We start from the raw sequence: 22,744 nt of genomic DNA on the forward strand, positions 1-22,744 counted from the left end.
AATGGCATGAAAAACAAAGCTGGTGATGTGAGAAGGGTGGTTGAAAGAATCTGAAGGATTTCCTTAATCGTTATGTTTTCATACTTCCAATACTACCAATGTGCCAATTGGAAGAAATTGATTAAAAGTAATTGGAAAAGGCTTAAAAACAGTGATTTAAATACTGTTTGAAAAAACGGGATGAAAAGGATTTTTCCAAAACCAATTCAAAATGGTAGGGACATTTTCATTTTGGAAAGGTGCTTGAATTTTTATCTGTAGCAGAAATATGGTATTCCTCCATCTTTCGGTAAAGTGTGGTTAATCCTATTCCGAGGAGCTCGGAGGTCTTGGTTTTGTTTCCACCGGTATGGGTCAGTGCTTTTTCGATATGGGTTTTTTCCAGGTCTTTCAGCGACCAGGATGGGGGATTAAGGCTTGATTTTTCATTCAAAAACTGCACAGGCAGCAGGTCAACTGTCAAGTTGTTTCCCTCCAATAAGATGACCGAGCGCTCTATGACATTTCGCAGTTCCCGGATATTTCCCTTCCAACGGTGTGCTTTCAGGGCTTCGGAATAGGCATTGGAAAGGCGTATTTCCCGTAATCCTTCTTTTTGAGCAAAAGTCATTGCAAAGTGATGGGCCAAAAGTGGGATGTCCGTTTTCCGCGAATCCAGGGATGGCAAGGTGATCTGAAACACCGCCAGGCGATAAAATAAGTCCTCCCTAAATTTCCCTTGGGCAACCTCTCCATCCAGATTTCGGTTCGTCGCTGCAATGATCCGAATGTCAACTTGGGATTCCTTTGTGTCTCCCTGTTTGATAAATCGCCCAGTTTCGATTACCCGAAGCAGTTTTGCCTGGAGGTCTCCCTGCAATTCCCCGATCTCATCCAAAAACACGGTTCCTTTGTGGGCTTCTTCCAGTATTCCCTTCTTGTCTTTGGTAGCGCCGGTAAAAGCCCCGGCTTTGTAGCCAAACAGCTCACTTTCCAGCAGATCCTTGCTAAAAGCACTGCAGTTGATGGCGATGAGAGGTTGGTTTTTACGGTTGCTCGAATCGTGGATGGCATTGGCAAAAACTTCTTTTCCCGTCCCCGATTCTCCGGTCAGGAGGACGGTGGTGTCTGTTCCGGCCACTTTTTTGGCCAAAGAAATTGCTTTCTTAATTTCCTCTGAATCTCCCAAAATAGTACCGAAACCTACTTGCTGCTGCAAGCGCTGCTCCAGGTGGCTGATCCGCCGTACCAATTCTGATTTTTCGAGGGCTTTGGCGATAGAGGGAATGAGTTTTTCGTTGTCATCTCCTTTAATCAGGTAGTCAAAGGCCCCGTTTTTCATGGCCTGAATCCCGTCCTGGATATTGCCAAAGGCGGTCATGCAGATGACTTCCAAATGAGGGAATTGCAGCTTTACCTTTCGGCAAAGCTCCACCCCTGATCCATCCGGTAGCCGGACATCCGACAGGATCAAATGGAACTCTTCTGAAGTTATTTTTTTCCATCCTTCGGCAATCCTTTCAGCGGTTTTCACCTGGTATCCTTCCAGTTCCAGCGTTTTTGCCAGAAGATTCCGGATGTCTTTCTCGTCGTCGATGATGAGGATCTTTGCCATGGTTGGAATAGATGGATTTCAAAATTAGAATAATCCTGTCCTTAATTAAATAAGGTTACCTCCTCTTGAGCTAGGAATCCTGTGCTTTTGGCATAGAGAAAGCGGGTCTTTTGCGGAAAATTGCAAAAATAGGTCTTGGTGGTTCCCCCTGATTTCCAGATTCTTTTTCACAATTCCATCCATGAAGAGGGCTTTTTGCTGCCTTTTGTGATAAATATCAGGTTTTCACCAATTAAATAGTATGGAATTATTGCCGTAAATTTTATCCATTCTATCCAAAAAAACATGAGCTCCAGCCCATCCCCCTCCTCTGCCTCGTCAGGAACCAACCAAGTTATCCACTATGCCATGCAGTTGCTGGCTTTGGCGATTTTGCTGGTTTGGTGTTTTAATATCCTGGAGCCTTTTATCATCCCGATGATTTGGGGAGCTGTTTTTGCCTCATCTTTTTTCCCTATTCATGAAAAGCTTACCCAGAAATATCGCTGGAAAAACGGGCTTTCTGCAACTTTCATTTCACTGGTTGCAATTCTGATTTTGATTGTACCGGCCGTTTTCTTTATGCTTGCCGGAGCGAGTGAAATAAAAGAGCTCGCCCAAAATATCCGCGACCATAACCTGGAAATTCCTGCTCCGAATGAAAATGTAAAAGCATGGCCAGTGATTGGGGAAAGACTTTTTGTTTTTTGGACAGAAGCTTCTACAAACTTGACTTTGACCCTCCAGGAACACCAAGATCAGCTGAAGCCGATATTGTTAAAGTTGATAGCCTTGCTCAAAAACACAGCTAGTGGGATTTTGTTGCTTTTGATTTCCATCATCATTAGCGGGGTCATGTTGGCCTTTGAAAAAGAGGAAAGTGATTTTGCCAAGAAATTATTTGTAAAACTGGCCGGAAAAAACGGTGAAAGTATGGCTGGAGTGGCCAAAAAAACCATTCAAAATGTAGTTAAAGGAATTCTTGGGGTTGCGGCTATTCAGACCACATTGGTGGGGATCGGGTTGTTGGTTGCAGGAATTCCCTTTGCTCCACTCTGGATCATCCTTTCTCTGATATTGGCAATAGTCCAGATTGGAATTCTTCCCATTTCTATTGGTGTGATTATCTATATCTGGAGTACAGCCGGTGGTCTAACAGCGATTCTCCTGACTATTTGGATGCTTGTGGTGGGATTGCTAGACAATGTGCTTAAACCGATTTTCCTGGGCAAAGGTGCCTCAGTACCGATGTTAGTTGTGTTTTTAGGCGCAATCGGCGGGTTTATCTATTCCGGATTTATCGGATTGTTTACCGGCGCGATCATCATGACTTTGGGATACCAGTTGGGAATAAGCTGGCTCAATTCAAAAAATGCGACCGAAGATTAAACTTTCCGAACAGCCGGTCCGGTTTCTTTGAGTATAAAGAAGGACAGTGCTACAGCTATGGCTACTCCATAAAGCAAGGGCTGGAAAGTAGTTTGATAGTCCGAAAGTGTAAAATCGGCACCTTCAGACACTTTGATTAAAAGCCAACCGAACATCGGACCCAACAAAGCGCTAAAGGTGAAATTCAGAAAATTGATCACACCCGTGGCGGTTCCGCTGTATTGCGCAGGATTCGCCTCTTTTATTACTGTATAGGGCAGCATCGCAGCACCTGAACCGATTCCCGCCACGAGTCCAAGCAAGTAAGGAGGGAAGAAATCCCTTGGACCAAAAAGAATCAATGCCAGACATCCCAAAAGGACCAGCCCACCTCCGATAATAACCGGTTTTCTTCTACCGATTTTGTCAGATATCCAACCCAAAAGTGGACAACCAATGATCCATCCGACAGGCACGCTTGCCGAACGCATGACTGCAGTTCCATATTCCAGTTCAAAGGAATCCTGTAAAAACCGGACCCCCCAAATCATGTCAAAAATGGTGGTTGGGATGAAAAGCAAGCCCGCAATGATCCCACAATAAATAGATTGGGGATTTTTGAAGACGGTTTTGAAAGCCGAAAGCGTGTTTTTGACAAAATTTCCCTCCTCGGCTTTCTTTTCCTCTTTTGGTAAAAGCAAAAAAAGTAGGACGCCAATTGCGATTCCAACAAAGCCCATAATTGTCCAGAAAGTGTTCCAGGCCAATCCATCACTGATGATTGGTCCCACTACAAATTGTCCCGCTGATCCACCAGCCATTCCAAACATCTGAGTGGCACCTATCAGTGTGGCGGCTTTTGTAGGAGAAAAATACCTGCTGGCAATATAGACTGCCCCAACCAAAGCGAATACTCCTCCGGCACCTTGCAAAAAGCGGCCGATATTGGCCATAGCTTCACTTCCGGATCCAAATAGCAAGGCCCCAATGCCCACGAGGAAGGCCCCGATCGGTACCATGATTTTTGGCCCAAAGCGATCCATGCTTGCTCCGGCCACTAAGCTGAAAGGGGAATATCCGTAATAAAACATCCCGACTATAGAAGCCACTCCTAATGCACTTAAACCAAATGCCTCCGAAAGTTGGGGGATCATCACCCCGGGAGCGGAGCGGAGTGAGTATTGATAAAAATAATAGACCGCCGTCAACAGCCACGCTGCGACAGCGATCTTTTGGTTTTTACTCATGAGTAGAAATAGTTAGGAAAAAATTTAACACAAGACGACCGAAACAGCCAATCCACCTTCTGAAGTCTCCTTGTATTTAGTATTCATTTCCTTGGCAGTCAGGGCCATTGCCGAGATGGTAGTGTCCAAATCTACCCGTCTTTCTTCAGGTACTTCTTCACTTGCAATGGTATAGGCTGTCCAAGCCTTTACCGCTCCATAAGCACAGCGTTCAATACATGGAATTTGAACATATCCGGCTACTGGATCACAGGTCATCCCCAGGTGATGCTCCAAGGCTGATTCGGCAGCATTGGATACCACTTTTGGACTTTCACCCATAGCTTGGGAAATCAAAGCAGCGCCCATAGAAGAGCCCACACCGACTTCTGCCTGGCAGCCTCCTTCCGCACCTGAAAGTGTCGCGTTGTGCTTGCAGAGATAGCCGATGACTGCAGCTGCCAGCAGGCCTTCGCGCACATTCTGCGTGGGTGTATTTACATCCCGCAGGGATTTGACAATGGCAGGAATGATCCCCGCAGAGCCCCCGGTAGGAGCTGTGACGATGATATGGCCTCTAGCGTTTTCTTCCGCCATCGCAAATCCGTAAGCCGCAATGGTTGCCACCGCTCTGCCTGCTGGACCTTTGTTTCCCTTTTGGATATTGTGGTACATTTCGGCAGCCTTGCTTTCCAGCTTGATCGGGCCGGGTAGCAATCCATCCACCTTCAGTCCAGCATCCACTCCTCTCACCATTACTTCAGAGACCTGGTCGATAAATTCCCAGATTTCCTGCTCACTTTTTCCCGAAATCGACATTTCATTTTCAAGGAAAAGCTTTGCCAGCGGGATTTTATCGTCAATCAGGTATTTTTTCAATTCCCGGGCATGCTCATAAGGATATTTAGGTTGGCCTTTATCAGGTGACTTGTAGCCTTTCCATTCGATGAAACCCCCTCCGACGGAATAATATTCCAATTCATAGATGGCTTGATCGCCGGCCATGAGCTTGCAGGTCATCGTATTTGGATGTGGAAAAGTGCCATCGGGTTTGTCGAAAATCACGTCCTTCAGCGAAACATCAAAACTTGCCGGACCGAGGTTCAACTTGTAGATTTTATTGGGGTCGGCAGCCAGGCCATCGAGAAATTCAGGAGGGCAGTCTGCAGGAGATTTGCCCAACAAACCTGCCAGTGAGGCACGATTGGTACCATGACCTTCACCTGTAGCACTCAGACTTCCAAAAAGGTGGACTTTGAGAGAGGTGGCACGCTTGAGTTCATCGGTGGGGAGCTTAGAAACCCGCTGGTAAAAATCGTAAGTAATCCGCATTGGACCCATAGTATGTGAACTTGATGGTCCGGGGCCCATTTTGTAGAATTCATCCAAAACTGTCAGGATTGGCCCTTCCTTCTGAGAAACAGCGAGGTTTGGAGACACAAATCCATTGTGGAGGTTCATATCTGCCATCATTTTAGCAGATTTGACACTTGCCCTGGTATCCACACCGGTTCCAAAAAATGCAGCAGCAGAGCCAAGGAGGAGAGATTTACCAAAATTTCTTCTGGAAACTTGAGGAAGTGGATCAATCGGTGTGACTAGAGATCCACAACTTCCGCAACTGTGGGTTTTGCAGGTTCCGCAAATGGAAGAAAGGTCAATCTGGGATTCATTTGGGTTTTTCATGGCTAAAAAGGGTAAGGTCCTAATAAAATTTTGACAGATGGGCAAATGACCCAAGCTGTAACTAAAAATTAGCATGAAATGCCCGCAAGGATTCTGATAAAAATCAGGTTTGTAAAATTTTCTTTGATTTGAGTTTGGTGAAAAAAGAAAAAAACCCGGAGTAGATGTCCGGGCTTCATTTGTCAGTTGAATTCGTCCTTTTGTTTGTTTTGGAGTTTGATTTCCTCCAATTCTTTTTTGAGATCCTCCATGGCCTCCTCGAGAGATTCTTGTCCTGAATTAATCGACTCTTGGATTTCGGCTTTGCTCAAGCCTTCTTTTTCCAATTCCTTCATCAACTTTTTAAATTCCCGTTCGGCTTTTTTGGAGTTGATTTTTTCCCCGTTGATGACGAGTTCATCATCGGTGGTGATCTCGATTTTTATCCCATTGGCCTTTTTGGTAGTCTCTATGGTGCAGGAATCCAAAAAGAAAATGGCCATCAAACTTATGCAGGGGATCAGATATTTTTTCATAGGAATACTTTCAAGGGAAAATTGAAAAGGATTTTCAGCATTTTAAAGAGTTGCTTCTCCTCTGGAAACTTGGTCAGCCAAAATGATGGCATTGTAGAGGTTGGCCATTTTGCCTGTTTTTGAAATTTCCGACAGGGATTTTTCGACTCCTTCAGGCCCTCCGACCAAAACCTTCACCTGAGATCCGATTCCGGATTGCATGATGATCTGCTTGACCTGAACTGCTGATAGCTGGGGGTAATAAGATCTGATCAAGGCTGCCAGTCCGGCTACTGCTGGTGCTGCCATGGAGGTTCCTCCCTGATATTGGTAGTCATTGTTTGGCATGGTGGAAAATATCTCATCCCCCGGAGCAAATATGTCCACGTTTTCTTTTCCATAATTTGAAAATGAAGCAATCATGTCCGGGCCAAAGCTGGAAGTGAGCGCCCCCACAGTTATCACATTTTCTACGAATTCCGGGGAATTTTGAAGCTTGTGGTCATTGGGGAAATTTTTGTTCTCAGGATTATCCAAATCAGCCCCGTCATTTCCGGCAGCTTGAACAAACAGAACATCTTTGGAAGCAGCGTATTCCAGCGCTTCATAAACCCATTCTGCATTTGGAGAAAATCCCTTTCCAAAGCTGGCATTAATCACTTTTGCACCATTGTCCACTGCGTATCGTATGGCCAATGCCACGTCTTTATCATATTCATCCCCATCCGGTACCGTCCTTACGCTCATGATGGAGACATTTTTTGCAACCCCATCGACTCCTTTTTTATTCCCTCTGGTCGCTGCTATTATTCCTGAGACGTGTGTTCCGTGGCTTTCTTCAATGTTTCTAATGTTGGGATTTCCGTTTCCATACTTTTGGTCATTGAAGTCATAGGGATTGTCTCCCACCGGTTTTCTCCCGTCAAAGTTGACGTTCAGATGATAATCCAATTGGCCTTTGTAGTAGGTAATGCCGTCATTCAAATCTGCCAGTGCTGTTGGAATATCCTGACCCATTCCCATCACCTGCATCAAGACTCCGACAAGTTGTTCTTCCTGAGGGGATTTTGGTTGATATTTCTCAAGGTCAGCCAGGGAATAATATTCCTTGCCTAGTTGTTTTTGGATGTTTTGGTGGGCCATGCTCACAAACTGTTCGATTTGCTCCAGTTGGGGAAGGCCATCCTTTGCCTCCGGAAGTTTGGAATTCAATTCTGCTTTGGCGGCATTCTGGTAAGCTTCATCTCCGATTTTCAGGCGAATGATTCTGGCCAATTCCATTTGTTCGTGGTAGGATTCCCCAAGGAAATTATAGCCATGGATATCATCAATATAGCCGTTTCCGTCGTTGTCAATGCCATCTCCAGGTTTTTCTCCGGGATTTACCCAGAGAACATCCTTGATATCTTCATGATTTAGGTCGATTCCGGAGTCTATCACACCGACAATGACAGGTTGGCCTTTTCGCTTTTTCAATAGCTCATCATAGGCCCGATCCACACTCATTCCTGGAACTGTATCCTGGACTAAATCCAGATGACCCCAACGTTTGGCTTCAGATTCAGACAGATCTGAGACTCTAGGGGAAATATTCGTGTAAGAAATCGGAGGAGCGGTAATAACAGCTGAGGTGCTGCAACCCATCACCAGAAGCCCGATGCTCAGGCCCGCCAGTGATTTAGAAAGGGGTTTAATCATCCCTAAAGGTAAGAACCTGAATTGATAAGCTGGAAATTTGGAGTGTTAAAAAGGGTGAACAGGTTAACTTCTAATGCGAACCATCGGCTCTGCCCTTAGTAATTCTACAGTCACGTTGCCAATCCCAGGGGCAGCTTCCAATTCAGAATAGCTGTTTATTCGTTTGGTAGGTTTGTTTTCTCTGTAATTAACAATAGCCTGAGCCCTTGTTGGACCGACGCCTTTGATCCTCTGAATTGCTTTTACATCTGCAGTATTCAGGTTAACCATGAAGTTTAATTTACCAGTGCCAAAGCCAGGAATTGAGGTTTTTGCATGGGGAATGGAGGCAGGGATGTTCCAGTTGCTCGGTTGGGTAGCAGTAGGTTCCCATTTGTTGTTTTTGTACTCTAATTCAGCGAGAGAGAATTTTAGGTTTTCAGCCACGTAGGCATCAGGATCAGAGTAAATACCAGCATCCAGGTTTTTCCCATATTCGACTTCCACCTCATATTTGACCACTTTTCCTTCATCCAAAATATGTTGTTTGGCAAACTTTTCGAATTTGGAGTTCATATCAGAGTTGGTCTGCTTGGCGATTGGAGTCAGATTCCAGGGCACATTTCCTGGACCATGAAGTTTGTGATTTAGTAAGTGACCTTCTACAATGTAGTCTGGGTAGTTAAGTTTCAGAAGAGCTCCAAGTCCTGTGGTATAGGTTGGTTGACTGCCCGCCAATCCTCCCGGATCAAGACTTAATGGAGAGACCAAGAGATGTTTTCCCATTTCCATCCCTGCGCCGGTGACTTTGTCTTGTTTGACAACTGTTGTTTTTGGAATCGGCGGTCCTCCGATGGCATTCAGAATTGCTACAATTTTCTCAAATTCCTGCATGATGATTTGGCCTTTCTCTACTCCTTGACCCTCTCGGTTTGCATCTATTTTTGTGGAAGAAGTTTGAAGTTCCGCGACCTTGTCGTCAGGGATTGTTTTCCCATTCCAGGATTTGGCTGTGATGATCTGATTTATTGTTTTAGGATCACCACTAGCGATAATCAGCTTAGCCTGAGGACTTGCATTTTCAAAATATGCTTCATGTTTTTCTCCGTTTGGTAAGGTAAATGGCTTTCTGAATCCCAGCCATCCCAATACTTTATTCACGGCGCTTTTGCCAGCATTCAATATGGCGCCACCAACAGACAGTGCTTTATCGATCAACCAGTCTATTGCTCCATTGACTTTTTCACGCAGCCCGGCGATCATCTCTGCTATCCGGGTTCCCAAGCCTCTCAATCCAACCTGATTAGCCAAAAATCCAATCGCCACCGGAACCGCTCTTGCCAAAGCAGCTTCCAGGAAATTTGCCGCATCAGCAATGTTCCCTCTTGCGATATTTGCAACTCCTGCTACGAAGGAATTGACAATTTCCAGCATTTCGCGGAGCTTTTCTATAAAGGTTTGAACAGCCTTGTAGAATGCAATGAAGCTGTTCACCACTGCCATGATCCCCGTCGGATCCAGCATGGAAAGTAGTTTTACAGTCACCTGCTCCACGATTCGGGTCATGATCCAGTTTTGGATTTGCCCAAGTACCATCGTCCAAAGATTGCTCAACTGCTCCTGCACATATTCCCAAATCGCGACCGGTCCTCTCTCCCAGACATCTTTAATAAAAGTCCAGATGCCCGAAAGCGTTTCGATCGCCCCTTTGATTTGAGCTACGCGCTCAGGGCCGATCTTCAGCGCAAGTCGTTCCCATACATTCTCGATGGTCAGTCCCAGCACATCCAGAACAAATCCCAAAATCGACTTGAAACTCAAATCGGCAGGGGGATTGATCCCGGCTGTCGCCAATTCTCCAAAGAGCCAGTCTCTCAAACCTCCCAAAAGATGAGTGACGATATTGTCAAAAAACTGAACAAAACCCTGTTTTACGGCCGCCAGGAGATTTCGGAGGAAGCCGATCGGATCCCGCTTAATTTCTTCAAAGGCTGACCTGGCATTGGCAATGATCTGGTTGACTGTGTCGATAGGGAAGTTCATCACGACGAGCAGCACTTCGATCAAAATCTGAACGATGGTGACCACGAAGGCAAACAAACGCTGAATCGGTTCGGCCAGAGTCTGCACGATTCGGACAAACGCATCTATTGGATGGAAGACATCAGCGATGGTAAAGCTATTCCAAAGGTCCAGGAACAATCCGGTGACATACGCCCAGGAAAAATTCAAGGTTGCAACGGCGGCATCGATTCGGGAGACAGTCTGCTCAATGGCACCGGTTTCCTTCATCTGCTGGAATTGCTCCTCGCCTCCAGGCATCAGACCCATAAATCCACGAATGACGTTTTCGGTAGTTCTCGGGACTTCTTCTCCTGTAAATGGATCTTTTCCAAGGATCACGGTCACCAAATGGAACCCTTGCTGCTCTCGTGCATAGGCCGAAAGCTGGGCCAAAAGCGCCTCTTTGATAAACGTCAGGACTTGGATAGCAACATTTGCAGCAAAGGTGAAAACCCGGGTAGTGAACGGTGTAAAAATGGCAATCGTGCGGTTGAAGGCCGCAACCGGATCCCTTAGGTCTTCCAGTGAAAAAGCATTCCAAGCCTCTTCAAACAAGCCTCTGACTTCTGTAAAACTGAAATTAAGCGCAGCAAGTTCTGCATCAATCCAATCGGCAGTTTTCTGGATTGTTCCCTCTGCCTGCATTCGTTCGAGTTCCTGTTCTTTCCCTATCAAAAGGAGGAAAGCCTCGATCTTTTCAGCAGTCGTCGAGGCAACCTCTTCGCCAGTCAGGGGGTCATACCCGAGCAGTTTGGTCAAAAGAGGATAACCCGGGAATGCATCCGCCAAAAGCTTTAACCCTGCCATTAAAGCCTCCTTGATCAGGGTAAAAATCTGGTCCTTAACTCTCCCTGCAAAGGTGACCACATCCCGGTAGAGCTGTCCAAAGGTTCTGTCAAGCACTTCTATATTAGCATCCCAGCCCGAAAGTAGACTCACCTCATCCCAGGCCTGTTGCAAGGTATTTTCAATCCTTTGAGTATTTAGGTTGAGTGATTCCATTTCAGTCTCGACCCAAGTAAAGGCAGCCTCCACGATGCCCAATTCGACCAGTTTATTGAAAAGCATCGTTCCAAAAACTGGTATCAGACCCAGCAAGCCGCCAAGCAAATTTGTCCCGTTTCGCTCCACTGCTTCACCCAAAAGCGGATTGTATCCGACGATGACACAAAGGAGCGAATACCCCGGTATGTAGCTCGCGAACTCAGCCAATCCTTCTCGAACTGCCCAGGGTAGCCGCTGAACTTGAGGTTGGGTGTGGGAGATCTGAGTATCAGGGGATCTTCTCACCGCAGCACCCTGCTGGACTGTGTGGGTTAATTCATGTGCCAGAAGGTGCTTTCCTTCAGAGGATTCAGGTTGATATTTTCCTTCGTTGAAATAGATGTCACTGCCATGGGTGAAGGCCTGGGCACCAAGTGCGGAACTCATGGAAGCAGCCTGCGGCCCGGTGTGAACTTTTACTCCGGAAAAATCCGCACCGATTTTACTTCCCATATCCTGCTGAACTGGGGGAGGAAGGGCGGCACCAGATCCTGAACTTTGTTGGATTTGAGTGGAAAGTTGGGGTGAGACAGTCGCTTCACCACCGCCTAAAAGTTGAACGGACTCTTCATCTACACTGCTCAGCTTGACTTCCTCTTCCTCAGAAAGCCTGACAAATGAACTTTGATCAGAGAAAAGCTGAACTTCCTCCTCCTCAGTGCTCATTTGGATTTCTTCCTCTTCACTCAGACGGATCATAGAAATCCCCGCTGAAAGTGGACTCATCTGAACCTCCTCTTCCTCAACGGACTGCATTTGTAATCCCCCGGGACTGGCTGACATGAGAGGAGAGGCGGGAGTCGAAGGCATCATCATCACCTGGTCAGCGACGGACTCGGCTTCCTGCTCGTATTTGTCGTTGGGCTTGCCAACTTTGAGTGCTGGCTGAATCACAGCTTTCCCCGGCCCGGCAGGCCGGGTTTTGGGAAATGCGATCTTTTCAGCTAATGCACCCATTTTTTTGTTTTAGGATTTGATCGGATTCATCACTTCTCCGGGTTCCAAGGCTTTCATTCCATTTCGTTCTTGCTCCACAGGACTCATTTTTTCGGCCTTTTCAGGTTTTTTGGAGTTCTTTTCCTTGTCTACTACCACGATTACAGGTTCTTTTTCCTCATCTTGGTCTGGCTTTCTTCTGACTTTCTTTCGCATAGTCCAAGGGATTAAATTGTTCGACCCACTTTTTGAAATTCTCTTCTGATTCCTTCCCGGATGTCTTCCAACCGGATGATTTTATCCTCGTTTTCCAATGCCATCAGCAAGCTGTGCTGGATCACATTGATGATTCCCCCTCCGCTCAGTTCGTGGGAAGCGGCTATCGAGGCCAAATCCACCTTGGACTCCAATTTTGCCTGTTCGGGAAAGCCTTTTTTCCATAGAAGCAATCGCTCGTCCGCTTGAGGCACGGGGAAAAATATACTTGCCTGAAACCGCCGCATGAAGGCTTCATCCAAATTGTTCTTGAGGTTAGTAGCCAAAATCACCAAACCATCATAGTCCTCAATCCGCTGCAGAAGGTAGGATACTTCCTGGTTGGCGTATCGATCATGGGCATCGTTGACAGTTGTTCGCTTTCCAAAAAGTGCATCAGCTTCGTCGAAAAAAAGAATCCAGCCCTGCTTTTCGGCCCGGTCAAATACCTTGGATAGGTTTTTTTCGGTCTCGCCGATATACTTGGAAACCAGCCTGGAAAGGTCAATCCGATAGACATCCAAGTCCATTTTTTTCCCAAGAAGGGCCGCAGTCAGAGTTTTTCCGGTGCCTGGAGGACCAAAAAACAAGGCTTTGTAGCCGGGCTTCAAGATCCTTGACATTTCCCATTCTTTCATCAAAAAATCTCTGTGTTTCAGCCATACTTCCAATTCCCGGAGCTGAATCCAGGTTTCCTCCGGCAGGACCAAATCTTCCCAATCCAAAGGTGTTTGAAGGCGCTGGGCTGGAAATTCCGAACTGAAAGCAGGTTTTTGGACTTTTCCGGTGGTGATCTGGTCCAGAATTTCTCTGGAAATGATCAATGCTCCGTTGAGAAAGGATTCTTCGGCTTCGACTTCACTCAGTCGGAGAATATTTTCTTTAAAAAGGATTCCATGGGCATCAAGTAGATTTTGGTACTGGAACCGCTTCTTGAGCTCATTTCCGGCAAGAATAAAAAGCACCGTTTCGCCCGTTGGGATAAAGCCGTTGTGGGATTTTCCCTTTCTCCCTCCAAACTCGGTGTAGATCTGTTGGGTCAGCTGATTGCGGCTCATAAACATGTCCAACAGCTGTGGGCGGATATGAGGAACTGCTGCTAAGATCAACAAAAAGCGCTCTTCCGGACCCAAATGAAGTTTTCGGACTAAGTCTGCATAGGTGGAATCGAAGCCACTCAGGTCTGGAGCGGGAATTTGCAAGAGCTCAGCAGGCCCAGATCCCGGATTGGCATTGAGAGCGGATCTGGCTTTGAGGATTTGCTGCAGCCAATCAAGCTCAAGCTGAATCGTTTGGGCGTTATCGTGAGCTTTGCTTACCATTCTGTAAATAGGGTTTCGTTCATCCAGGGGAGTTTGATGATGCTTATTGTCCAGGGCAATCTGTTGAGGAGGATGTCAATTGAAATCCTTGGAATATGAAGTTGGTAGCCCTTGTCTGCGCGTCTTAGACTTCCTTCTCTCGGGAAAAAGCCCTTGGCCATGGAAAGTCCAGAGGTGCTTTTCAAGGCAGTCCAATGGCTGACCATAGAGTCCAGCAGGTTTTTGATTTCTTCTTTTTCGGTTTCTGTAGGAGAAAAACTGACTGCTATAGGCTCGGAAGGCTCCATTCCACAGAGAATTTTATTCAGCAATAAATCGGATTCTTCATATTCAAATGAGTCGTTCACAAGTGCCTGCAGTAAAAGCACCGCCCTGTTTTGGGATTCTGGAGATACAAATTGTTTTTTTTCGACCAATCCCAATCCTTTGAAAAAAAAGGGTAAAAAAGGGGCGGTCAAAACCAATCCGGAGTTTGAGATGAGAATAGTTTCATCCAAGGTCAATTTTTCTGACGGCAAAGTTTGGGTTGCTTTTTTAATCGAATCAGAGGTTGAAGATTTTGATTCGACTGAGTTGGCGTTCACCAAATCCAGGAATTTGACTTTTGCCAGTTGTTGAGATTTTGCCTGAGTTTCAGAATTCGGGCTTGCCTTTTTGAAACTTGGAGTTTGGGTCCATTTTGCCCAGACATTTTCCAAAACTTGTTTTGCCGAAATGGTTCTAAAAGAGGCCGGAATAAGTTCAGCCAATAAGGCCGAATAAGCTTCAGGAGCAATTTTGGATGTAGTGGATTTATTAAGATGGACCTTGAACCATTTCGAAATCGGGTGAGAAAGTTTCGATTCTGAAAATAGAAAAGCTTCCAAAATGTGTCCCTCTAACTTTTGGTCGAGTTCAATTTTCAGATAAGTCTCCGGAGAAAGTGACGAAAGCAAACTTTCACTTAAGGCTAAACTTTCCTTCAGTTTTTCCGGAAAAGCGAAGGAAATCAGTTTCAGGATTTCATCCCATTTTAGATGTTGCTCTAGCCTAAAAAGCATGACCGGAGTAATGGATTCTGATTGTAGCCATGCCAAAAGCTCCCGACTTTTTTCCTCCAAAAGCTTTTGAATCAAGCTTCTGATTCCTTCTTTTTTGGAATGGGAGGCCCACCAGGGTTTGCGTCCATTTCGAAGTAGATAATCCAGTATTTCCAAGGACTTTCTTTCATCCTGTGGAAAAAGGAATTCTGATTTTTCTTGCGTTGGACGTGAGATTTGGTTTCCCCGAATCTGTTTTAAAAGCTGGGTTTTCAGTGCTTCTTTCAATTTTTGGCGAAATAAATCAGGAGATAAATTTTCCCGGATTTTCCCCAAATCAATCTCTACCCGATCCAGCCGAATCCACTTGCCATCGGTGTCCAATTCATCCAAAACCTCCAACATGACTGGCACCCATACTTGCTGGAATCGGTCGTTCCATAGATTCATAGCCGCTTTTGCCCTCCCTTCGTCGTAGTAGCGCAGGTCCAAAATTTGCCTATGAATCAGATGAGTTCCCATTAGCTTCCGAGAATTCTACCTATCAAAATCGTCTTTGGATCTGAACTTCTGATAGGGATATTTTTTGTTTCAGCGATTATTTTCAGCGTGTCATTTTTCAGTTTGCTTAGCTCCTCAGGCTTAATGGAGATTTCGGCTTTGTCCTCTGTCGCCAGTTTGACGAGTTCATCTCGGGTCAGATTAGCGGTGGCCTCTGTGGTCATCCCTTTTGCAATAAGGATTTCTGAAATCACGAGCGTATCCAATGTAGCCGGTCTCACACCGACCACCACTACCTCACCGACTGAAATAGGTGTCATGACAATAGTGACAGTACTTTCATTGCATATCGGCTGGATAACCTGCCGGAATCCAAGAAGTGAAATAACCAAGTTCACTCCGGGGTTTGGAAATGAAATCACAAAGGTTCCGTCAACGTTGGTCTGTGTTGCAATTGTGGTTCCCTGCACCATCACGGTGGCACCAGGAAGGGTTTTCCCGGTGACATCCCGGATACTTCCCACGACTCTTTTGGAAGTACATTCGGTAGGTGGAGGAGTTTCGATTACTCCGCAATTTGACTTTTGATGCTCAAGGATCATTTCTTCCATCTGGTCGCGGGTCGCATTTTCCATATTCATTCCCAGACAGCTGAGAAGTTGTTTTCGCTCTTCCACTTCTTCCAGTACTGACGAATTGAGTTCTTCTGAGGTGAATCCTTTGGTTTCAGCAAGGCTCTTCAGTAGTTCTTGGACCTTCTGTTCAAAACCCAAATTCTCATGGTTGATTTCTCTACCAGTAAGAGTGGCCGCCACATTCTTTTCTCCCCAACAAGTCAGGATTTCTGCCGTGTAGCAAGTCTTTGTATCTGGATTTTTTACCCAAATCGTAACCCTTCCCTCATCGGCAAGACCCGATTCCTCGTCAAAAAGTAGATAGTTAAATGAATCATCTCCGAAGTAATCTTTGGGAGGAGTGTATATGAAGGCCGGATTTTCACCGTCTGGCTGGACTTCGCCTCCTTTTGCAGACTTGTCTGCGGATGGTTTTACTTGGTACTTTCGCTCGGTCGCCAGCTGATCATTGATCATTACTTCAATGCGGATCTGTTTATTTCTTACAGTGATTGCAAAATCCGGTCGTGCAAAAGGAGGCAAAAGCTCCCATTTTTCATCTCCACAGGCATCATTACATTCACAGGTACAAGCAGATCCGACCAGACTAAAATCTCCTATTACTTTGCCCGTGCTCTGAAGAAAAAGAAGGAAAAAAGTTCCCCCCCGGTAGACTCCGGCTTCATGAATGAGTCCGGGATTTTTTCCCAGATAGGTAGAAAATTTCCTTGAATTTTTAAGTTTTGCTACCCGGTGGAGGTAGCTGAGATAGAGCCGCTGGATTTTAGTGAAATAAAACAAATCCAGGATCCGATATAAAATCGGGGAAACCCGAGCCAACAGCCCATTGTAGAGTTCAAGATTTTTGTCGGTATCTTCTTCAGAGAAATCAATTTGATCCAAAAGTTTCGCTTGGATCACTAAAATATCCACAAGGGTCTGTAGAATTTTTTTATAACCGTCCTGGAAATTTTTCCAGTCCAAATCCTCCAGGCAAGAGGTATTTGAAGCAACCCAACTTTCGAATAGCTCAAAGTATTTCATGACTTGCTCTTCGACTTCTTTGTCAAAAAGCTCCTCTTTTTCGCCATATTTCTTATTCATTTCCCGGAGGAAATTGATGATTTCCTTGATATCCCGGATCAATCCGATCAGCTGAAGTCGATGGTGTGAATATTCTTCCTGTAAGTCATTCCATCCGCAATTCTTTTCATCCAGAATTCCCCCTGTATCCAAATGCAATGATTCTAGATGAATCGGCAAGTTGAAATCTTTGATCAATTTCTCCACAGCAGCTTTAGCCTGGGCAATCTCCTGATCCAAATGACCTTCAATTCTCAAAAATGGATAGGCTTCTAAATCGTGAGTTAGGGGAGATTCCAAAAATGTCCCGGCTGGATTTGGCACATCGGGCTGGTTATCATAGCTGAGTACTTCTTTTCGGTCAGCCGACCAGAGGTTTTTGGTACCCGGATCATTCCATGTTTTTTCAAAGGAATGCCAGCTTCCAATCGTTCCTTTGCTCTTGAGATTATAGTAGTAGGGAATACTTCTTTGTCCCAAAACCCCCAGTTTTTCCTTACTCGGAGTGATTTTGACCGGAAATTGGGCAGGTTTTGGAGTGCTTAAAATATCCAATTCCAAAGTTTCGATCATCAGCACTAGTCTCCTGTAGCGCTGCGCAGTTGTTTCTTTGAGCAGCTTTTGTTCGTTGAAAATCGGCGGCTGGACAAATCCATGACGGTATTTGTAAAACTCTTCCGCATTCTCAGTTTCCGGCTTTGCTTTTCCCAGCATAAGATGAAGCGGAAAAAGGGATGGATCTGACGGGCAGGAATACCAAAGCGAAAGACCTGCTTCCACAAATTCCTCCCAAGCCAAAGCCAGTTCTTTGAAAAAGTCCCAGAGGTATTGGACGCCTTTAATATTTGCGGCAGGTGCAGTGAGGCTAGCCTGAAGTTGGGCGATTTTGGAGGTGATCGCTGCCTGATCAAAAGGGTTGGCAAAACCAAAACTTTTACCCAAAATGGGTTCAAAAACCGAATATCCTTTTTTCAATTGCTCCCAAAATTCCGGCTTGACAGTCTCCAGAATGGTGTTTTGGTAGTGCTTTACAAAAGCATCCAGCTGATTTGATTCGGGTTTCGAAGGATCAAAAAGAGGTTTTTTCAATTTGAAAGTCTTCAAATCGGGAGCACCTGAGAATGATCCGGAGACATTTGCGGATCGGGTCAGGATCAGATCGAGGTCAGTTTTGTTGACGAGTAATCTTCTGAGTGAAAAAACCCGGTCCTTTCCCTTGTCATCACAGGCATTGCCTAAACAGGACTTGAGATCCCGGTCGAAGATTTCCAGGAAAAGCAGGACATATTTTTCGTTCAGAAAAGTGGCAGGGTTGTTCAGTTTTTTGACTTCAGCATCATCTTCTGGTTTTTCGGAAAGCATCTCCCAGAGCTGCACATCCTGTAAGGGAAAACCAAAAGGCTTGTAGGTGACTGTTTCCGGCAGCGTGTAGGAGCGGTAGTGTGTCGCTGAAAAGTCTGTCCCAATCTGAATCAGAAACCCTTCTGAGGTAATTCCAAGACCCTTGGAAATTTTCAATCCTTCGGCCAGAGGCTGGATCTGGAGCCCGCAGACTATTCCAATCCCGATCAGTTTGGATCGGGTGAGCCTGTTTTGCTGATCCAGATAGGCGCTGAGCTGATTGAGCTGGTCGCTGGTGAGGACCTGGCTGCCTTCGAAAATCGGATAAGTTGGAATAATCTGGCTCATAGGATTGTGGGTTTAAAATTCTCCCAAGGATGAAAAATTGAGGATAATGGCATCAGCCAACGTGTCGTCTTCGGCGCAATCGTGGAGGGTGCCGGAGGGATAGACATTGCGGACTTTTTCCAGAATCTCGATCAGTTGAGAAAGGGCTGATGAAAGTAGTTTTGGATGCTGAGGGTTTTTGAGCGATTCGAGCAGCCAGGTTTTCCAGGCTTGTTCCAGCTCCTCCATGTGCTCTGGGCTGATCCAACAAATCGTCAAAAAGACGTGAGCGGGAGCCTCAGTTTTAAGTTTGGTTTCCAGGAATCTCCTGAAATCCCTGTTGATAAATCTGCCTGCCCAAAATGGAAGCAGTACATGAGCGATGCAGGTATAAGGATCGTCAAGCGTACATTCACATTCTTCCTGAAAATGCGGATCAAGTAATCGGTCTTCAATCAGTTCAGTGACTAAGACATCGGATTCATTAACAAACTTGAATTTTCCCTTATGTCTTGGCCGCAAGAGAATATGCTCAATCAGGTGTGTCCCTTCGTGGCCGAAAAATTCTTTCAGGACGAATGCCTGCATTTTTTCAATGGCCTTGAGCTCCTCGCCTCCATGAATATAAAATTCATTTCCGCTTACAGAAAGTACTTCAAAGCTTCGGGAAAGCAGGATTTCTCCGCCGATTAAGTCTTCTCTGGGTTTTGATTGGGTAGTGATAACAGTGTCGCCATCTATCAGTTCAAGCTTGAAAACCGAATAAGTAATCAAAAAATCCTCCCCGTTAAGCTGGGTACTTATCGTGATTTCCTTCGAATGGGCAAGGACAGTCAGATGGTCGCCGGCCACTGTCAGTTCGTGTTTTTCGATCTCAGCATCGAGGATTTCCAACAAATTTTCGAAGAGGATAAGGTCCCCTTTTGTTGGATTCAGGTCGGCAGTAAGTTTGATTTTTGAACCTTCTGCATCTGATGTGGCCAAGGTCAGAGGTTCCGGAGCAAAGCCGCTTTGAATCAACCAACAATTTCCCCATGTCCCGTCAAGAAGCTGGGCGGCCAGCGCGGCGTTGAAATCAGTTTCTGTGCTTTTGGCCAATAATCCACCCCGGATTGGATCAATCACCGAGAAATGGTAGGGAGATTCCGAATCAGGGTCTACCTGATAACCGCTTGGCCGATATGCCGCAGCAATCATATCCCAAATGTGTTCTTTGATTCGTGTTTCGGCCAAACCTTCAAGTTCTTCTTCAGAAACGGCATCGGGGACTTCCTGCTCAATTTGCCCAAAAAGAACAGGGCTACCTGTACCAAAAGGAGCATCAAAAAACTCAAAATCGATCACATACTTTGGAGGAGCCGGGGCCATCGTAGCTGTGATGGTGTATTCGTACCAGTTCTTCAGCCCCAGACTTAGGTTCTTCCGGTTTGCCCGGGAGTTTTCCACAAATTCCTTTCTGAAAATTTCCTGGATTTCTTCTAGTGCGAGTTCTGCGTCTCCTCCTGGAGCAAGTGAAGCGAAATCTTTTTTGACGCTTTCCCCCAGGATTTCTCCCTCAAAAACCAATTCCAAAATCAGACTTCCAGGTGATCCCGAAATCCCCCAATTCCCTGGATCGGACGCGATCAGGAGGATTTTCTCCAAAGCCAACTTGGCAGTTTCCAGTGAGCCAAACCCTTCGAAAATCTCGAATAGAGGCTGATCTGCTGAGTCCAAAACAACCACCGTCCAAACGCCCCCGCTTTCTGAAATGTAAAAATGATGGCTGAAAATCAGCCATTCGGCGGTTTTATGATGGATTCCATAGAGTCCAGCAACCCGGTTTTCAAGGCCGGAAAGATTGGCGATATGGTAAAATTCATCCGGAATGGCATAGTCAAATCCCTGTCCCCGCTCTGCGCTGAGTTGTGGATAATTATTGAGAAAACGGAGCTTGTCCTCGATCAGTCTTTCCTTTCCTTTTTGCGGACTTAACCGAACTGTAAGCATTCCGTAATCCGTCAACTGCTCCGCAAAACGCCCCAAAAGATGGTTCAGGAACTGATTTCTTCTCTCCAGGTAAACTTCTTTTGGTTCGGTGAGGGAGTTCAGAATATCCTGAAGGCCTATCAGATCTTTCCATAAGTCAGCAGCATCTGGAACAAGAGATTCCAGATTTTGGGAAAAGTAAGTCTGGGTGATTTTCGGATTTCCAAAGGGATCTTTTTCAAGAGAAATAGAAAACAGGTCACGGACATTGGCGAGTTGAGCCAAATAGTTGGCCAGCAATTGCTCAAAAACAATCAGGTAGGCCTTCAGCTGCTTCACCTGAAATTCCTGAGGCCGGCTTTCTCCCTGGGGAAGCATGCCTTCTTCGCCTACTCCATAGACCAAAGGGAAGTCATTTTGGATCGAATAGTAATCTCCAGAATCTGTGAATTCACCCGTGATTTCATCAAAATCCAGTTGGGGATATCTGTTTTTTTGGGGCCGCTTGGCATCCTGGATTTCATCCAAAAGGTCCTCGACTTCTTCTCGGTTGGCTTTGAACGGAAGGCCTTCTTTGTAATAAACCAGCTTGCTCAATTCCGAATTAAGGCGAGGCACGTAGTTTTGCTCAAATGCCAGATCAAGGCACCATCTGACGCTTTTGGATGGGATTTTTCCCTCCGGGTCATCCTGCGGCAAATTGGCGATCTGAATACTTTTTACAGCCAAAACCCCTTGGATATCCATGATCAGATGGATCAAATCCGAGACGTGGATTTTGGATTTTCGGTCGGCTTTTGCCAATTCATCGCCATCGATAAAGCCGTGTTTAAGAAGTGGCCCCTCAAATATTTCCTCGGTTGGCATACATTGCTCCGCATCCCAATCCCCGAAATAGACGCTGTCATCCTCACGGATCAGCGGGCTTATGAAATTGGGTGAAAGAAGGATTTCCGCCAATCCAGGCTCCTTGGGGGCGACTTTGATTTCAAGAATCTGATAAGTTCCGGCATTGTTGCCCGACCCAATGATGCTCAGTGTGGAACCCGCCTTCGGAAAAGAATCCGGATCGAGTTCCATCCAGATTTTTGCGGGATTTTGTTGAATTCTGGTCACCGGAAGGGTGCCGGATTTGCAGCGGTTGAGCATTTCATCCAGCGAGTAAAAATTGACCTGAGGCGAAAGAAAATCCCCGATCGTTGAAAAAATCCGAGCCTCGGTTAGTTCTACATCCGCTTCCGGACTTAGCTCAATGTCAGCACAGACCAGAATTTCCTCCACCCGGAGTGCATGGAATTCCACAAAATCCTCGCAAAGGTTTCGGTTGGCATTCAGGGTTCTTTTGACATCAGCCAGGATTTCCCTGATTTTTGCGATTTTGATCAGGTAGAAGGCAAGAATCCCATTCGGATCATTGAATACAAAATTGTTGACCAAGGTATTCAGCTCTGCGATTCCCTCAATTTCCTCCAATCCGGAAGGAGTCAATTCGGTGCCGCTGAGCTGAATGTAATTGGTTGGGGAAAGTTTGTAGGTCAGTTCAAAACCCGATGGCATGTTTTGGAACTGGATAAAAATCCCCTGGATTGCCTTTCTGATGGCAGCTTTGTCTTCCCAATCGATGGGTTCGTCCCAGCGGGGAAACTCGACTTGGATATCAATGACTACTCCCGCCAAATCCGGATGCTCATCGATAGAAATCTCCATGCTGAGCTTGTTTTCATTCAAATCACCCAGCTCCTCAGTGGTATCAAATTCCAGCAAAACATCGTAGAGAATGCCCATTTGAAGGGCTTTTTCTGTCACCGGAAAAGGCTTGAAGGCCAGTTTTTTTTCTTTTCTGTCCGGATAAACAGGAATCTCATTGCTTTCCCGAAGGGTAATCCAGGCATTTTTTACTCCTGCGAATATTTTATCCAAACCTGCTTCTTCGACCACCTCCACATCCATGAGGAGTTTTCGATAGTCTTCTATGGTCAGGGCTTTGCAGGGTAGGATCTCGGAAGCTTTGAAAAACTGACTTGCAAGCGAACCTGATTCCTCTGCCAACAAATCCTGAATTGGTTTATTGGATCGATAGCTCAGGTCGGTGATCGCATAGCAAAGCACCTCCAGAATGGTGATTCCGGGATCGTGTGCGTTGTAATCTGTCCAGACATTCCCCGAAATCCGCTGGATGTACGCGATCGCTTCTTTGCGAAGCAGCTCAAAATCCATGGCCGGACTGGCTGGTTTTGCTTTCGATA

At 45.8% G+C, this 22,744-nt stretch carries 12 protein-coding genes; 1 reads left to right on the forward strand and 11 read right to left on the reverse strand.

All coding sequences use genetic code 11. The features are described 5' to 3' along the window. Positions 1–226: 226 nt before the first annotated feature. The gene (locus B0E43_RS19220) at positions 227–1,594 is read right to left on the reverse strand and encodes a sigma-54 dependent transcriptional regulator (RefSeq protein ID WP_077352780.1); all 1,368 of its coding nucleotides are present in this window, start codon (positions 1,592–1,594) and stop codon (positions 227–229) included. 285 nt (positions 1,595–1,879) lie between these two features. Between B0E43_RS19220 and B0E43_RS19225 the strand changes: the two genes are divergently transcribed. Beyond that, a complete protein-coding gene (locus tag B0E43_RS19225) occupies positions 1,880–2,962 on the forward strand; it encodes an AI-2E family transporter (RefSeq protein WP_077352782.1) in 1,083 nt (360 codons plus the stop codon). Here the strand turns inward: B0E43_RS19225 and B0E43_RS19230 are convergent. The 10 genes from B0E43_RS19230 to B0E43_RS19275 form a co-directional block, all read right to left on the reverse strand. Beyond that, positions 2,959–4,188 carry an MFS transporter gene (locus B0E43_RS19230; RefSeq protein WP_077352784.1) on the reverse strand — a complete coding sequence of 410 codons (1,230 nt, stop codon included), beginning with the start codon at positions 4,186–4,188 and terminating at the stop codon, positions 2,959–2,961. The genes B0E43_RS19225 and B0E43_RS19230 overlap by 4 nt on opposite strands. A gap of 24 nt (positions 4,189–4,212) precedes the next feature. Next, positions 4,213–5,853, reverse strand: coding sequence for an L-serine ammonia-lyase (locus B0E43_RS19235; protein WP_077352786.1), 1,641 nt, complete (start codon positions 5,851–5,853; stop codon positions 4,213–4,215). 182 nt (positions 5,854–6,035) lie between these two features. Continuing rightward, on the reverse strand, positions 6,036–6,368 hold the full coding sequence (locus B0E43_RS19240; RefSeq protein WP_077352788.1) for a hypothetical protein: 333 nt from the start codon (positions 6,366–6,368) through the stop codon (positions 6,036–6,038). 42 nt (positions 6,369–6,410) lie between these two features. Beyond that, on the reverse strand, positions 6,411–8,045 hold the full coding sequence (locus B0E43_RS19245) for a S8 family peptidase (RefSeq protein WP_077352790.1): 1,635 nt from the start codon (positions 8,043–8,045) through the stop codon (positions 6,411–6,413). 63 nt (positions 8,046–8,108) lie between these two features. Next, complete coding sequence (locus tag B0E43_RS19250) at positions 8,109–12,089, reverse strand: DUF4157 domain-containing protein (protein WP_077352792.1); 3,981 nt, start codon at positions 12,087–12,089, stop codon at positions 8,109–8,111. A gap of 9 nt (positions 12,090–12,098) precedes the next feature. Next, positions 12,099–12,284 carry a hypothetical protein gene (locus tag B0E43_RS19255; RefSeq protein WP_077352794.1) on the reverse strand — a complete coding sequence of 62 codons (186 nt, stop codon included), beginning with the start codon at positions 12,282–12,284 and terminating at the stop codon, positions 12,099–12,101. Positions 12,285–12,295: 11 nt separating this feature from the next. After that, a complete protein-coding gene (locus B0E43_RS19260) occupies positions 12,296–13,645 on the reverse strand; it encodes an ATP-binding protein (protein ID WP_077352796.1) in 1,350 nt (449 codons plus the stop codon). After that, entirely contained in the window at positions 13,639–15,186 is a 1,548-nt protein-coding gene (locus B0E43_RS19265; protein WP_077352798.1) for a contractile injection system tape measure protein, read from the reverse strand. The genes B0E43_RS19260 and B0E43_RS19265 overlap by 7 nt, the downstream gene beginning before the upstream one ends. After that, positions 15,186–18,551, reverse strand: a complete 3,366-nt coding sequence (locus B0E43_RS19270) for a carboxypeptidase-like regulatory domain-containing protein (protein WP_077352800.1) — start codon at positions 18,549–18,551, stop codon at positions 15,186–15,188. Before B0E43_RS19270 ends, B0E43_RS19265 begins: the two co-directional genes overlap by 1 nt. A gap of 12 nt (positions 18,552–18,563) precedes the next feature. Next, positions 18,564–22,715 carry a hypothetical protein gene (locus tag B0E43_RS19275; protein ID WP_139352827.1) on the reverse strand — a complete coding sequence of 1,384 codons (4,152 nt, stop codon included), beginning with the start codon at positions 22,713–22,715 and terminating at the stop codon, positions 18,564–18,566. Positions 22,716–22,744: the final 29 nt, after the last annotated feature.

The organism is Algoriphagus sp. A40, from assembly GCF_002002735.1.
In the GTDB taxonomy this organism is placed as follows: Bacteria; Bacteroidota; Bacteroidia; order Cytophagales; family Cyclobacteriaceae; genus Algoriphagus.